This window comes from Enterococcus sp. DIV0876 (assembly GCF_050529585.1).
Taxonomy (GTDB): domain Bacteria; phylum Bacillota; class Bacilli; order Lactobacillales; family Enterococcaceae; genus Enterococcus_D.
Genome location: NZ_CP172882.1, coordinates 2,239,104 through 2,253,341 on the forward strand (window position 1 = coordinate 2,239,104; position 14,238 = coordinate 2,253,341).

The 14,238-nt window shown below is 40.1% G+C and carries 16 protein-coding genes; 2 read left to right on the top strand and 14 right to left on the bottom strand.

What is annotated here, in order from left to right; all coding sequences use genetic code 11:
- Nucleotide 1: 1 nt before the first annotated feature.
- The gene (locus IGI41_RS10595) at nt 2-1,306 is read right to left on the bottom strand and encodes a PTS sugar transporter subunit IIC (RefSeq protein WP_430609757.1); all 1,305 of its coding nucleotides are present in this window, start codon (nt 1,304-1,306) and stop codon (nt 2-4) included.
- A gap of 170 nt (nt 1,307-1,476) precedes the next feature.
- Between IGI41_RS10595 and IGI41_RS10600 the strand changes: the two genes are divergently transcribed.
- Complete coding sequence (locus IGI41_RS10600; RefSeq protein ID WP_430609758.1) at nt 1,477-2,178, top strand: GntR family transcriptional regulator; 702 nt, start codon at nt 1,477-1,479, stop codon at nt 2,176-2,178.
- Nucleotides 2,179-2,244: 66 nt separating this feature from the next.
- Here the strand turns inward: IGI41_RS10600 and IGI41_RS10605 are convergent, their stop codons facing one another.
- The 4 genes from IGI41_RS10605 to IGI41_RS10620 all read right to left on the bottom strand — a co-directional run bounded on the left by IGI41_RS10605 (nt 2,245) and on the right by IGI41_RS10620 (nt 6,802).
- Entirely contained in the window at nt 2,245-3,033 is a 789-nt protein-coding gene (locus IGI41_RS10605) for a serine hydrolase (RefSeq protein WP_430609759.1), read from the bottom strand.
- Between the two features lie 64 nt (nt 3,034-3,097).
- Complete coding sequence (locus IGI41_RS10610) at nt 3,098-3,982, bottom strand: NlpC/P60 family protein (protein WP_430609760.1); 885 nt, start codon at nt 3,980-3,982, stop codon at nt 3,098-3,100.
- A 6-nt stretch (nt 3,983-3,988) separates the two neighbouring features.
- Nucleotides 3,989-5,062 (bottom strand): dipeptide epimerase, encoded by a 1,074-nt coding sequence (locus IGI41_RS10615; protein WP_430609761.1) that lies wholly within the window; start codon nt 5,060-5,062, stop codon nt 3,989-3,991.
- Nucleotides 5,063-5,167: 105 nt separating this feature from the next.
- Nucleotides 5,168-6,802 (bottom strand): peptide ABC transporter substrate-binding protein, encoded by a 1,635-nt coding sequence (locus IGI41_RS10620; protein ID WP_430612814.1) that lies wholly within the window; start codon nt 6,800-6,802, stop codon nt 5,168-5,170.
- Nucleotides 6,803-7,460: 658 nt separating this feature from the next.
- Here IGI41_RS10620 and IGI41_RS10625 point away from each other — a divergent pair.
- On the top strand, nt 7,461-7,781 hold the full coding sequence (locus tag IGI41_RS10625) for an antibiotic biosynthesis monooxygenase family protein (protein WP_430609763.1): 321 nt from the start codon (nt 7,461-7,463) through the stop codon (nt 7,779-7,781).
- A gap of 76 nt (nt 7,782-7,857) precedes the next feature.
- Here the strand turns inward: IGI41_RS10625 and IGI41_RS10630 are convergent, their stop codons facing one another.
- The 9 genes from IGI41_RS10630 to IGI41_RS10670 all read right to left on the bottom strand — a co-directional run bounded on the left by IGI41_RS10630 (nt 7,858) and on the right by IGI41_RS10670 (nt 14,168).
- Nucleotides 7,858-8,622, bottom strand: coding sequence for a hypothetical protein (locus IGI41_RS10630; protein WP_430609764.1), 765 nt, complete (start codon nt 8,620-8,622; stop codon nt 7,858-7,860).
- Nucleotides 8,623-8,788: 166 nt separating this feature from the next.
- Nucleotides 8,789-9,016, bottom strand: coding sequence for a hypothetical protein (locus IGI41_RS10635; protein WP_430609765.1), 228 nt, complete (start codon nt 9,014-9,016; stop codon nt 8,789-8,791).
- 150 nt (nt 9,017-9,166) lie between these two features.
- A complete protein-coding gene (locus tag IGI41_RS10640) occupies nt 9,167-9,628 on the bottom strand; it encodes a GAF domain-containing protein (RefSeq protein ID WP_430609766.1) in 462 nt (153 codons plus the stop codon).
- Nucleotides 9,629-9,734: 106 nt separating this feature from the next.
- The gene (locus tag IGI41_RS10645) at nt 9,735-10,373 is read right to left on the bottom strand and encodes an NAD(P)-dependent oxidoreductase (RefSeq protein WP_430609767.1); all 639 of its coding nucleotides are present in this window, start codon (nt 10,371-10,373) and stop codon (nt 9,735-9,737) included.
- A 149-nt stretch (nt 10,374-10,522) separates the two neighbouring features.
- Nucleotides 10,523-10,948 carry an Rrf2 family transcriptional regulator gene (locus IGI41_RS10650; RefSeq protein ID WP_430609768.1) on the bottom strand — a complete coding sequence of 142 codons (426 nt, stop codon included), beginning with the start codon at nt 10,946-10,948 and terminating at the stop codon, nt 10,523-10,525.
- A 143-nt stretch (nt 10,949-11,091) separates the two neighbouring features.
- Nucleotides 11,092-11,496 (bottom strand): VOC family protein, encoded by a 405-nt coding sequence (locus IGI41_RS10655; RefSeq protein ID WP_430612816.1) that lies wholly within the window; start codon nt 11,494-11,496, stop codon nt 11,092-11,094.
- An 87-nt stretch (nt 11,497-11,583) separates the two neighbouring features.
- Nucleotides 11,584-12,141 (bottom strand): sugar O-acetyltransferase, encoded by a 558-nt coding sequence (locus IGI41_RS10660; RefSeq protein ID WP_430609769.1) that lies wholly within the window; start codon nt 12,139-12,141, stop codon nt 11,584-11,586.
- A 370-nt stretch (nt 12,142-12,511) separates the two neighbouring features.
- Nucleotides 12,512-13,690 (bottom strand): tyrosine-type recombinase/integrase, encoded by a 1,179-nt coding sequence (locus IGI41_RS10665; RefSeq protein WP_430609770.1) that lies wholly within the window; start codon nt 13,688-13,690, stop codon nt 12,512-12,514.
- Between the two features lie 103 nt (nt 13,691-13,793).
- Nucleotides 13,794-14,168, bottom strand: a complete 375-nt coding sequence (locus tag IGI41_RS10670; protein ID WP_425268456.1) for a helix-turn-helix domain-containing protein — start codon at nt 14,166-14,168, stop codon at nt 13,794-13,796.
- Nucleotides 14,169-14,238 lie beyond the last annotated feature (70 nt).

Below are 14,238 nucleotides of genomic sequence, written 5' to 3' on the forward strand. Positions count from 1 at the left end.
TCTATGCAACTTCGTTCGTTGTTCGATTTGATACCAGTACAAATGGCAGATAAATCAGAATTGCGACAACGATACAAATGATTTGTGTGATAACTGCGCCGATATCACCAGCAGTTGCCAAGTATGCATTGACAATTGGCGGCATCGGCCATGGCACCATCACGACTGCTTTGGCAGCAAAGCCTAAAGTCGTTGAGATATAGCCGATAGTCCCAGTAACCAGTGGTGTTAGGATAAAAGGAATTGCCAAGATTGGATTTAACATGATTGGCATTCCAAAAATCACTGGCTCATTGATATTAAAAATGCCCGGTGCCAAAGAAAGTTTGGTGATCTGCCGCATATCCTCACGTTTACCGACGATCAAAATCGCAATCAGCAAGCCAATGGTGACGCCAGATCCCCCCATACTCATGTACATATCCCAAAATGGCATCGTGATGATATTCGGCACTTCTTTTCCCGCTTCAAAGGCTTCTGTATTGACCGCAATCGCTGCCAATAGCAAAGGCTCTCTGATCGGTTTGACCATTTGATTGCCATGAATACCAATTACCCAGAAAACTTGTGCAATGAACATCAGCAGTAAAATACCTGGCAACCCTTGGACAACACCTTCCAGCGGTCTTTGGATGACATTGTAGATAATGTCATATGCGTACATTCCGGTCAAAGCCTTGATTGCAAATCCAGCGGTCGCAATGATCGTTACGGTAAAGATCGTTGGAAACAACGCAGAAAAACTAGCCGAAACATTTCCCGGTACACTATCCGGCATCTTGATTTGCAACCTTTTTTGTCGTCCTAACCAAGCATATAATTCAATCGAAAGAATTGCCACAAACATGCCTAAAAACAATCCTTTTGTATCCGTGTACTGCTTGGCAAGAACATTTTCTGCGACCACAGTCGCATCTTCATGCAAAAACTCGTAAATCATTGGGTTCACAGAAAGATAAGACATCACTGCAATGATTCCAGGGAAAACACCAGAGATTTTATTGAGTTTCGCTAATTCGATCCCGATAAGAAAAACCGCGTAGATCGTCAAGAAACTCAGTGTCACATAACTAACAGCTGAAGAGATTGGTTTCAAATTTTCCAAAAACCGCAATGCTTCGATTTGTGCTAAACCATTTTCAGCATCAAAAACCATCGCCGAAAACAATGTGCCAAAAGCACCAGTGATGATCACTGGAATCAATGCTGCAAAAGCATTTTTGATCACCATAATATACCGCAAGCTATTGATTTTTGATGCAAACCTTCCTAAAACATTCGCCAACTTATCCATACCACCTTGCATAATACCCCTCCTAAAATAATCAATAAGTTCATCCAGCAACCGGTTACATGACAAATGTAATGCATTTATGGATGAATGTAAACGGGTCCAAGTACTGGAATGATAGGTATGTAAATCTCAACGTTTACATATACTTCAATTTCAACTAAGATAAGGATGAGGTGAAAGCGTTGGCAAACTATCAAGACATTGCTGCAGATATTCGCAGCAAAATCAATCATGGATTTTATCAAAAAGAGCATAAGCTGCCCAAGCAAAGTGAGTTGGCTGCTGAATATCAAACCAGTCGTGTGACCATCCAAAAAGCTTTGACGATGTTGCAAATGGAAGGCATCATTTATGGCAAAAAAGGAACTGGTACCTTCATTCGTGATAGTTATTCGACTTTCGATTATAATGCAAAAATCAACCGTGGATTGACTAAACGGCTGGGAGAAACTGGTAAAATCACAAGTAAAATCATTTCTTTTGATATTATTTATCCTGATGAGAAAGAACAAGAAAAATTAAAAATCAGGGCTGATCAACAAGTCTATGATATCGTACGTCTCAGATTATTTGATGATATCCCCGTTGTACTAGAATATACGATCATGCCCTTGCACATCATTCCCGGTATCACCACATCTGTTTTGACTTCTTCCGTTTATGGATATATCACCAATCAATTGCAGCAAACGATTGGCACCTCCATCCGCAGAATCAAAGCCGACCATGCCGATACCTATGATCAGCAATATTTGGCTTGTGCTGCAACTGACCCTATTCTAGAAGTTGAACAGACCGTCTATCTGGGCAATGGTACCCCTTTTGAGTATTCACAATCTCGTCATCGTTATGATATGGGCGATTTTATTGTCATCAATAACTAAAAAGACACGGACTGCAGGTTTCCTTTACGCGGATAAACCTTACTAGTCAGTGTCTTTTTAGTTGTATCAATCCGATGGACTGTCCTTCAACAGATGTTGGTAGACGATTTGCCCAATCTCTCTTAACCACATGATTCCCTTGCCAGTTCCTTCTTGATCATAGGAAAGTCCTGCAAGATAGATTCTTTGCTGATTTATTTCAAAACATGCTACATCATGCTCAATCAAATGCAAACGTCCAGTTTTATTATAAATCTTCAACTTGGGCAGGCCTGCTTCCACCAAAAGGCCTGGTAAGCCTTCTTGGAACTGTTGTTGAGCCAAAAGAGACGGTTTGATTTGCAGTGTTGCTTCCAACGTCAAACAATCCTTTAACAGATTCGCACTGGCTGCAGCGGAAATCCAGTTCTCTTTGTTTTGTTCAGGTTTCATCAGATAGCGCGCCAGACACACTTCAGAACTAGTCAAAGAAGCCTGGATCGCAGACAAACCAACTTTATCGATCAAGACATTGGTTGCTGTATTATCCGATACTGCCAACATCAGCAACAACAATTCCTGAATGTTCCAACACGCTTTTTCTGACATGCTGGACAAGATGCCTGCCCCGCCGACAACTTGTTTAGGCGAAACATGCAACGGTTCTTCAAGATAGATTTGCTTATTTTTTATTTGTTGCAAGTAATAGCGATAAATCGCTAATTTGATGGTACTAGCTGCTGGAAATAGTTGATGGCTATGGTAGGCATACAGGCAATCATTCTTTGTCCCGATCCACAAACCCATCTTTAAAGCAGACTGATACTGACTCAGTAGATGATCCATTGCTGTTGTAAACTTCCGACTTTCTGCCATTTAAACCCCTCTTCACTTCGTCATAGCACCTATATTAACGAATCACATACAAGAACATACTATATCATGACCAATAACGGGCAACAACAGCCAACTCCGGTTCATATGGAGAACCACTAATGGTCGTTTTCATCACCCGAGAACCTGGTGTCTGTGAATGGATCATTTGGTCATTTCCCACATACATTCCCACGTGATGGACTTCTCCTTTGCCTGCTTGATAAGCAAATAGCAGTAGATCGCCTGGTTGTGCCGCTTCATACGATACAACACGTGCTTGTTCCGCTTGCTCGATCGTATCTCTAGGAATAAGAATGCCTTGTAAACGGTGAAGACTATACATCAATCCTGAACAATCAAATCCATTGCCGCTGATTCCCGCCCAGACATACGGATGATTGATGAATTGCTCTGCTAACGCAATCATTCTTTGCGGTACGTCGGCTGTCTTTTCAATCAATGCAGCAAAACATTTATCGATCCTACCTAATCCATCAGGCGTGCGTACCCGATATTGGGTAGCCTCTTCAGTTACTAAAGGCAATGTTGTCCCAAAGGACAAGATTCGTTTCTCCTGACGATCATCTAAGGACAATACACCTTCTTTGGCAGTGATACCGATCTGTTGTTTCGTTTCATATTCAGCGAGTGAAACATCTGTCAATGTCTCAGAAGGCACATATCCGGGATAACCTAATGGGTGTTTATTGCTTGCTTGATCCAGAACAATAACGCGCGCCCACCCATTACTTTCTGATACGACTTCTACGACCGTACCATATAAGATCTCGGAATCGACGAGATTGTCTTGATACAAACGCATAGTTTCGGCCTCCGTTAAGAAGGTATGGAGATGCGTAACAGGATAGTGATTGATTGTCTTTAACACAGGATTGGTTTTTGGCTCTTTCCATAAAAATGATGAACTTGCTTGGACAACTTTTTTCATATGCCCCTATCCCCCTATCCCTATACCGTGAGCTTCCGTCACAACCAATTGACCTGGTCGCAAGATCAGCCCTTGTTGTGCTAGACTGATGCCAGCCGTATCCCACATAAAAGGCACGTCCAAGTCAATATAACGGACATCGGACATTCCTAAGGCAAAATGAGCTGCAGCCGCCATCCCTCCATAGCCTTCAATCATCGAGCCAACCATGACTGGTATTTGATGCGCTTGTGCCAATGCAAAGATGCGACGACCTTCACGTATCCCGCCAGTCTTCATTAATTTGATATTGATGGCGTCACAGCACTTTTCTTCGATCAATCGCTTGGCATCTTGATAGGAAAACACACTTTCATCTGCCATGATAGGCACATTGGTATGTTCCGTCACATACTTCAATCCGGCAAAATCATCTGCCTTCACAGGCTGTTCGACAAATGCAATTGGAATATCCTGCCATTCTTGCAAAATTTGGACGGCTTCCTCTTTTGTCCAACCTTGATTGGCATCGATCCGAAAAGGGATCTGTCCTTTCAAGTATTGATTGATTTGCCTGATTTTCTCAACTTCTTCGTCGATCGTCCCCAATCCTAGTTTGATTTTCAATGATTTGAAACCCTCATCCACTTTCTCTTGCGCCTGATGGCACATTTTTTCTGGTGTACCAATACTGATCGTAAAATCTGTTTCAAGTATTTGACTAGTGCCGCCTAAATAACGGTATAATGGCAACTTGGCTTCTTTTGCGAGGGCATCATGTAGCGCAATGTCGATCGCTGCCTTGGCACTGCTATGATGTTCAATCAATTGGTTCATTTCATCTAATATAGCTAAAGCAGGATCGATTTTTTTTCCAATCAAAAACGGCGCAAAGCAATCGGTAATATCGGCTATGATACTTTCCTCGGTATCGCCAGTAATGACCTTGGTTGGGGCAGCCTCGCCGATACCAACAAGACCGTTGGTAAAAGTTATATATACACGAATGACGTCTAGTACTTGCACTTCTCTCAACGCCGTCTTAAAGGGCGCATTCAACTTAATCGGAACTTTTTGAATCTCAATTTTGTCAATAATCATTTTTTCTCCTTACTGATCGCGACCGATTCCGCAAAAAGGGGCGCTACTCACCCAAAGGAATGATATCTCCTGAATGAGTATAGCCCTCTGTTTGATGGATTGTTCTTATTCGGTTACTGTCACATGTTTATAGTCGTAAGCTGCCCCTACGCTGTGGACAACCAGCCCTTGAATGTTTGGTGAGCGCAAATGTGCTTCAGCACTTTGGAAGAGTGGAATCACACCTAAATTTTCATTGAGGATTTTTTCAGCATCCACCATATCTTTCCAACGGGCTGTTGCGTCATTGGCATGTTCATTAGATGCTTGTTCAATCAACGCATGATAGTCATCATTCAGCCACTTGCCACGGTTATAAGAGCTGTCCTTTTTGAAAAGCTCCAAGAAATTGATAGGATCTGCATAATCTCCAATCCAATTGTTCATCACCATTTCAAAATCACCACTGTTAGAACGATCCAAACGAACCGAGAATGGCACATTCGTCACTTCTACTGTCAATCCATCCAGCGTTTGTTGCAAGGTTCCTTGTATATATTCGGCTAACTTTTTGGATTGATCGGTATCTGATGTCAATAGTTCAAATGATAGACTATCGATACCTAATTCGGATTTGGCTTTTTCCCAATACTCTTTGGCTTGATTTTCGTCAAAGGCCAATGTCGTTTGCGCATCATCAATAAAATCATCTTTCGTCTCAGGGTTATATGCCAAATCAGAAGGCACAAAACCAACTGCTGCAAGTGATCCATTGCCTAAAATATTATCCACAAGCTGCTGTCGATCAATGCTATAGGAAATGGCTTGTCGCAAGTTTTCATTTCTAAAAGGAGAATCTTCGTTGGCTTGGTTCATTTCCAAATATTGTGTGGCTGCACTTGGCTGTACAATATAATCATCATGATTGACATTTTGCATCGCCAACTCCCCACTAAGGGTAATATCATCAGCTTGACCACTTTCATATAAGTTGAACGCCGTTGAAGAATCTTTGACAACATCAAACTTGACTTTCGTTAATTGGACATTATCTGCATCCCAATACTGTTCGTTTTTGGTTAATGACCATTGGATATCGGTTCCTGGTCCATCATATTCCGTTAATGTGAACGGTCCATTGTAAACAGCATTTTCGCTTGTTAAGGCATATTGATCCCCAAAAGAGGTAACAGCTGCTTCATTTTGCGGGAAAAATGTTGGAAAAGCCAATAATGAGAGGAAATAAGGTGTGGGCTTTTCTAAAGTGATCGTCACTGTGTAATCCCCATCAGCTTTTATCCCTAATTCACTTTTATCTGCAGAACCATCAGAGACGGCAGCAGCATTTTTGACCGGCGCTAACATATAAGCATAATTGGATCCAGTCTCTGGATCAACAGTTCGTTGCCAACTAAAGACATAATCTGCGGCGGTCACTGGATCACCATTGGACCACTTGGCATCTTCCCTCAGATTGATGGTATAGGTCAAACCATCCTCACTCACCTCGGCATCATCACTTGCCCCTGCTATCACGGGTTCGTTATTTTCATCCAAACGATATAATCCTTCATAAGCATTATTCAGTGTAATAAAACTGTATGAATCTGTTGCTAAAGAAATATCTGCACTACCCATTTCTGCTGAGAATTGTACAGTGATTTCTTGATTTGCACTGGTGGTGCTTGAGGCTGTTTGATCACTCTTTTCTGATCCGTTTTGACATGCTGCTAGAAATAGACTACTTGTTAAAACCAACATGGTTCCTTTCAATCTTTTCACCATCTGTCTCCTCCTTTTTAACATTCAGATAATTCAAACTATTCCGAGTGTTAGAAAAAGTGTACCCTTTTCTTCTCATAGCTGTCAATACAATACCACTAAAAAAAGAAAGTGCTTACACCAAGATGTAAGGTGAATACAGTAACATAAAGGCAACATAAAAAACAGCTAAAGACCCATTTCGACCTTAGCTATTTGTGTAATGATTCCGATAGAATATTTGATGGTTTTACCTCACATGGTCAATTGCCTAACCTATAAAAATCTCATTGTATAAAAATGATGACAAAAAAATAAATCTTTTAGATTATCGAAGAAAAAGATATCTATTTAGAAAGCAGAATGTTACACTAAAAAAACGAAGCGTACTGTGCACGAGAAAACGAAAGACTTCCCCAAGTATCCATTTTCTCAAATACGCTTCGCAATTGTTTGTACGTATAACTATTATACGTACTTTTTTTTATACTTCAAGAAACTTCAAGAAAAAAACCGACCCTATTACAAAGGTGAACCGGTATTTCGGCTATTTTAGCGTGAATGGTTCTTCTTTTTTTTAATTGACTTTGATTCTCATTCTCACATATAATAAGGCAAATCGTTCTTTTTACTTATTTTCCCTTAAGGAGGAAGTGCAATGTATATCAGAACTGTGGCATTTGAAGTGGTTCCAGAAGGAAAAGATGTCTTTCTTGAGAAAATTATGAAAGATGTGACCTCCATGAAAGGCTATAGCGGCTGCTTATCTACTGAAGCCTGGTTGTCAGAAACGAAAAAAAGTGTGACATTCCAACTCGTGTCCAAGTGGCAAGAGAAAAAAGATTTTCAAGCATGGTTAAAACGTCCGGAGCATCTACAAAAGCACCGCGAAGCGCATCGCGCAGAAAAAGAGGGCCATGCAAAGCCAAGCATCGTCTTATCTAAAACCAGCCATGAATTTTCCTTGATCCATGAATAAGAGAAAAAAAGCGATGACTATTCCTTGCATATCATAGGAATAGTCATCGTTTTTATCGATATATCAAAAAGAACCATTACACCGTCAACTCATTCAAGGTCAGTCCTTCATCATCCTTCAACACCAACCAGCCATTGGTATTCCCATAATAGAGAAACATACCCATTTCATTCACACTTTTCAAGATAACATCTTCAATCGTTCGATTGCCGCTGATCGCTGATTGGTTATCCTGCCGAATTTTTTCAGATAAGCGCGCGGAAAAGCCAATCGATCCATCTTTGTTCAAAGGGATCTCTTGACTGAGGATCGCCCCTTTTTCAATGCGCACTTGATTTCTTTTTTGCCAATAAACAGTCGCTTTACTTCCTTGATAATCAACATAAAAAGGATGATTTGATAATTCTTTAGACCATTTATGCTGCGGCTTCCCAGCTTTTGGTGCTTTTTTTTCAGTTGCTGCTTTCACGTGAGGCCCATATCCCATCCAATCAAGTAACGGGTCAAATAAAAAAGCGCACGCTTCAACATTCTTCACTTGTTCACTGGGAATCATCGTCTCTTCCAGATTTTGAAGCATATATTTCTGTCGATAATACTGTACCAAATATTCTGTCATCATGTCCCAAGTCGGTGTCAGAATGATAAAGCGTTCTGCTGTTGTGGATGTATCGTAAGTCCGATCATCCATAACAGCGATGACTTGATTGTTTTTTATCAAGAATACGACACTATTCTTTTTGGGTGATGGCGGATTTTCCACGATTTCTAATTGCCCACCTTCATCAGGCAACACGATCAATAGATGCTGCTTATCATATACTGCTTCCTTTATCTGCATATCATTTCACCTTCCTTAGTATGTCAAATGCATTATATCATTCTTGGCATCTATACAAAGCGAAGAATGCTTCAAAAAAAGATGATCATTTACTGATCATCTTTTTGCTAGACTATTCTTTTCTTATATATGGCCATTGGTTCCTGTTTACACAATGGCCGCAGAATCAACTAAAGAAACAATCTACTAATGCTGGTCCATATATTTCATCGTATTTAGCTACGACCCGTCCACAGCGCTCTTCGATGTCCTCGTGATCGACCCCATCATAACGAATCACATTCAATACCACACACTTTTCCATTTTACTGATAACTTCTCCAATAATGCGGCGTTGAATCCCAACTGGTTTGCACTCATAAGCTTTTCCTAAAACAACTGTTTCTGCGTTCATTCGTCTCTCCTTAAAAATTCATATTTCTAATTATATTATCATAATATCATTGAATTCTAATTTAGCAAAGAGATAAGCCTCGGAAATTGCTAATAAATACAAAAAAAGCACTCCCATCAAAGGGTAGCGCTTTTTAAATCATTATAATCTTTATTTTTTACTTTCAATCAAAAGGGTCGCAAACTCTTCTAAAAACCGTTGATCAATTGCATCGTAGCTGCCAATTTTGCTGCTGTCTAAATCTAAGACACCTAGTAATTGACCTTGGGCTACCAACGGCACAACGATTTCTGACATCGCAGCAGAATCACAAGAAATATAATTTTCATGTTCTTTGACGTTTTCTACGATCAAAGTCTGTTTTTTTTCGGCAGATTCCCCACATACACCTTTGCCAAGTTTGATCCGCGTACATGATACACGACCTTGGAAAGGACCTAAAATCAGTTCCCCTTCTTCATATAAATAATAGCCTGCAAATACAGTATCTGCTAAGGTTTCATTTAATAGAGCAGAAGAATTGGCTAAGTTGGCGATCCAATTGCTTTCTGCTTCCAAAAGCCCCTTCAATTGAAGCAACATTAATTCATACATCTCGACTTTTTTATCCATCCAATCACCTCTGCTTCTGATTATAAGCATTCACAAGTGATTTGTCTTGTAAAAAAATCAAGAAATTCAATCGATTTGTTCACTGAAGCGCTTGACTATTGTTCTTTCACCCATCAATCACTGTGAAACGCGTATTGTGGTGTTGTTGCGCTTCAATCTCGTCAACAATGGCTTTGGCTAGTGTGCCGCTTGAGGTGATAGATTTCTGTTGATCATTGAACAATAAATGATCTTTGCCTAAAATTGCTGGCACTGCCTCACCTTCTTGGAAAACATTTCCTGGTGAAACACCTACCCAATCAACATTTTTGACTGTTTGCAAAAAGATATACTCATCCGCTTGATTTTCGGGGATTGCGATCCAGCTTTCACTGCCGGGGATTTTTTTCAATTTATTGAGGTTACGTTCGTCTTGTTCATTCAACAAGCTAGCCGCACCTAAAATGAAAAACAGTCTTGTTTTCTTCTCACGGAAGAAAGCCACTAATTTCGTTGCCAAGTCAACATGCAAATAGGCTTGATCTGGACTTGTTGCAAATGCATCGACGATCACGTCAAAGTCTTGCAGATCTGTTAAAACCAATGAAAACGCGTCTTTTTCAATGACCGAGATGTACTCGCCCAGTTGCGTTTTGGCTTTAGCTGCATTTCTGACGATCGCCACCACCTCATGGCCACGTTGTTGTGCTTCCTTAAAAATAGCAGCGCCTGCATTTCCTGTTGCACCAATAATGCCAATCCTCATATGATTCATCCTCTCATATCTTTTCATTTATAGTTGTTACTTTATTTATTACAGCTAAATTATAGGAGAAACTTTTTATACTGTCAAAAAATTGACTACGTATATAGCCTTTTATCACAACAAAAATCTGGTTTGCACCACAGATGAACTTAGGTTGTTGATCGTGCTTGAATCCCCTCGATAATCGATTGCAGCGAAATCGTCGCCATTTCTGCTGCTATTTTTTGTTGCAATAAAACGTATGTACCCTCAAGAACGGTTTGGATGTTGCCGCCAATCAAGCAGTTCGGATTAGTTTTCTTGTCCGTATGCAGCAGATGCTGATCTTTTTCAACACTGTCATAAATATCAAGCAAGGATATATCCTTTGGTTTCCTCGTCAGTGTGGGATTTGGCCTCCCTCGTTGGCTATCGATCAGACCTGTTCCCTTTAGATCACTCATGATCCGGCGCACATAAGCTGGATTGGTTGCGACACTTTGAGCAATCCGGTCACTTGAGAGATCGGTTCCTTTGAACAGGTGGATATAAGCAAGGATATGAATGGCATCACTATATTTGGTTGAATATTTCATTATTTCCACTCCTCTTACTTGATACCGGTATCTTACATCTCTTATGAAAATTAGACAAAAGGGGGCAGCGTTTTGCTGCACATAGCCCCTTCCCCTTTTGCTCGTTTCATAGACAGATACGGATCAATGTCTGCCGATTTTTCTTAGTATCCTTTCATCCAAGAAGATTCAATCTGATTTCCATCTAAATCAATGACTTCATACCCGACCATTAAATCTTCTGGTATCCCCATATCTACTTGAAAATAATCTCCGCCATTGGCTTTAGCTGTTTCAGCAAATTGTTTCGCAGCTTCAGGTGTATCAAAACTAAATGCCGTTAATGCACCACTCGTTCTTTGTGTATCCGCGATCTCTCTGCCATTCAAAAATTGGCGATAAAAATCATGTGACAAAAGCATGACCCAAATCGAATCGCTCCACATCATACCACTACTTGTTTCGTTCGAAAACTCATCGTTTTTCACAAAACCCAACGCTTCATAAAAAGCTGTTGCACGTTTGACATCAGTGACCGGTAAATTGACAAAGACCATTTTTTGCTGCATCATTTATCTTCCTCTCCGCACCATTTTTGTGTGCGGTTTCATTATACCACCTGCTGCAGGATTGCCTCAAAGAGATGCACTTGACGATTAGAGCTGTTTGGTTACCACACAAGGGGACCCAACTGCCACGCAATTGGCTGGGATATCTTTGGTTACGATACTCCCTGCACCAATCACTGCATTTTTCCCGATCGTCACACCAGGTAAGATAATAGAACCAGCACCGATCCAGACATTTTCTTTGATGACAACCGGCAGATTATATTGGGCTTTTTTCAAACGCAAAGCTGGGTCTAACGGATGTGTCCCTGCAGCAATCGTCACATTTGGTCCGATCATTACATCGTCACCGATCTCGATTTTGGTATCGTCTACTAATGTCAGATTGAAATTCGCATAGACATTATTTCCGATGTACGTGTTGGCACCCCAATTCGCACGCAGCGGTGCTTCGATATAAACATTTTCACCTAGCGCGCCTAATAATTTTGCCAAAATATTTTGTTTGGCGACCTCATCTGATGGTCGGACTTGGTTAAAATCGTAGAGGAGTTCATTGTATTTCTTTTGTTCTTTGCCTATCTCAGTGTTTTCATAATAAATCGATCCATTATGCATCCGTTGTTTGATTTCTTCTAAGTTCATTTGGCACCCCTTACATTTTTAATAAAATTAAACAGTTTTTTGTTCCCGCTCATTATTTTACCATGTTTGCTTTTGGAAAAGTATTTATTCACGAGGCTAGACGGAAATGATGTCAACTACGGTACTCGTTGCTTGATTACTAGAGGAAGATTCTAAAACATCCTTCTGACCAAAAAGAAAAAAGCCCTTGGAATCAAGGGCTTTTGCTTCATCTGATAATAAACGATTAACGACGAATTTCTTTGATACTTGTGAAAAGTCGCTAAAGCATTGCTATATAACGATTTTTATTCCCTCTGACTACACTTTGACTAGTTTATGAAAAATTGGCTCTTTAAGAATCCTATAATACCAGCGTTTTCACCGTATTTTAGTCTTCCAAAGAACGAAATGCAAGTAATGGTTTTACCTTTTCATTATTAGTCAAATGACGGTAAATTTTTGAAGTTGTTTTGTCCGTGTGACCTAATCGATCCTTCAAGACATCCCAACTACAATACTCGGCTACTAGACTAGCCATTGTGTGGCGAGCTAAGTGAGTATGGAATGACTTTCCAATCCCTGACCGCTCCACACACCGTTTAACGTGATCATTTACATATTCCCTGCGATAAGGCACCCCACGTTTACTAGCATCGAGATAAACAAATAAATAAGTCTCATCCACAATAAAGCGATGATGCCCTCTCATCTCTGCTAAAGCACGAATCAGTTGCTTTAGTTTTTCCATCGCCAATGGTGTTACCGGCACTCGTCTAGCAGAACTAACTGTCTTAGTAGTTTCAATACGAAAATCCTTACTCTTTCCTTTAACCGCTGTCTGCTTATAGAAGAGAATTTCATTTCTTTGAAAATCAATATCTTCTGGTTGTAAAGCAAGTGCCTCACTAACACGGCAGCCTGTATAGAATAGAACATGAAAGAGAACCGACATAGGTAATTCTTCATGGACAATGCCATAGTTCAAGAACGTTCTCAACTCATCTACCGTCAAAAACTTATCTTCCACATTGTTGACAGCTTCCTTTAAATCCCGAACGGTTACTTGATACTTAGGTATTCTGACTGTCTTCATTGGATTTTCACTTACTAACTGCTTTTTGAGACAGTATTTGAAGACCATGTTTAGGACTTGGATCAGAGATTGCAGACTATTTTTAGCATAGCCCACATCTGTACCGTTGAGACCTCGTTCCTTCAAGTTGAAAACCAACTCTTGTAGTTCGTCTGGTGATAAATCACAGAGTCGTTTATTTCCAATCCAACGATTGATGATGGTCAGTTGTTCTGCTCGCTTATTATAGGTCGATTCTTTTTGTTCGTTTAAGGACCGGTAATATTGAAACCATTTTTCACCTACAACGCTAAACTTGTCATTACTTGCAACAATCCTTTTCTTGTTTCGTTGATCCTTTTCCATTTCCAGATAAGCAAGTTGTGCTTCCCGTTTTGAATTGAAACCACGTCTTGTTGTTCGAAATGCTTGAAAATACCAAGTGACTCTGCCAGTAGAACTAATTTGTTTTTTAAAACGATCTTTTGTTTTCATTTATTGATTCCTCCTATTTCGAAGGAACCCAACAAACGAAAAATCTTTGGAAATCTTTCTATCTATGCTTCCATTGTACCGCATCTTAATAAAAAGATGTAACCTATAAAGATCGAAGTAGTCGCATTTGTTCACGAAAGCCATCTGCATCACTCTTCCTCATCCATTCTAAAACATCGTCTCGCAGGTAGTGTCCTCGAATTCCATACCAACAAGTCGGAAAATCGCCAAGTTTGACCAAGCGATTTAACGTACTATCACTGATTTGAAAAAGACGTTTCAAATCAGTATTAGTAAGTACTAGTGGTAGTTGCGCCATAGCAAGTAGCCTATCTGTGTATTCTTCTAGTTTCTTTTGCAAGTACGGATAAAAATCAGTTTCAAGAACACTTTGATTAGTAGGATATTCCAATTGCTTCACCTCTTCTCTATCGTAAAAAATCTTCCCCAGTATTTCTAAACAAAAATTAGGTATCATAAAGCAATGACGTAGATAAGAAAAATCAAGTCTTAAAAATAGTAGTTTTTCATCTATCAGCTGCTCTGCC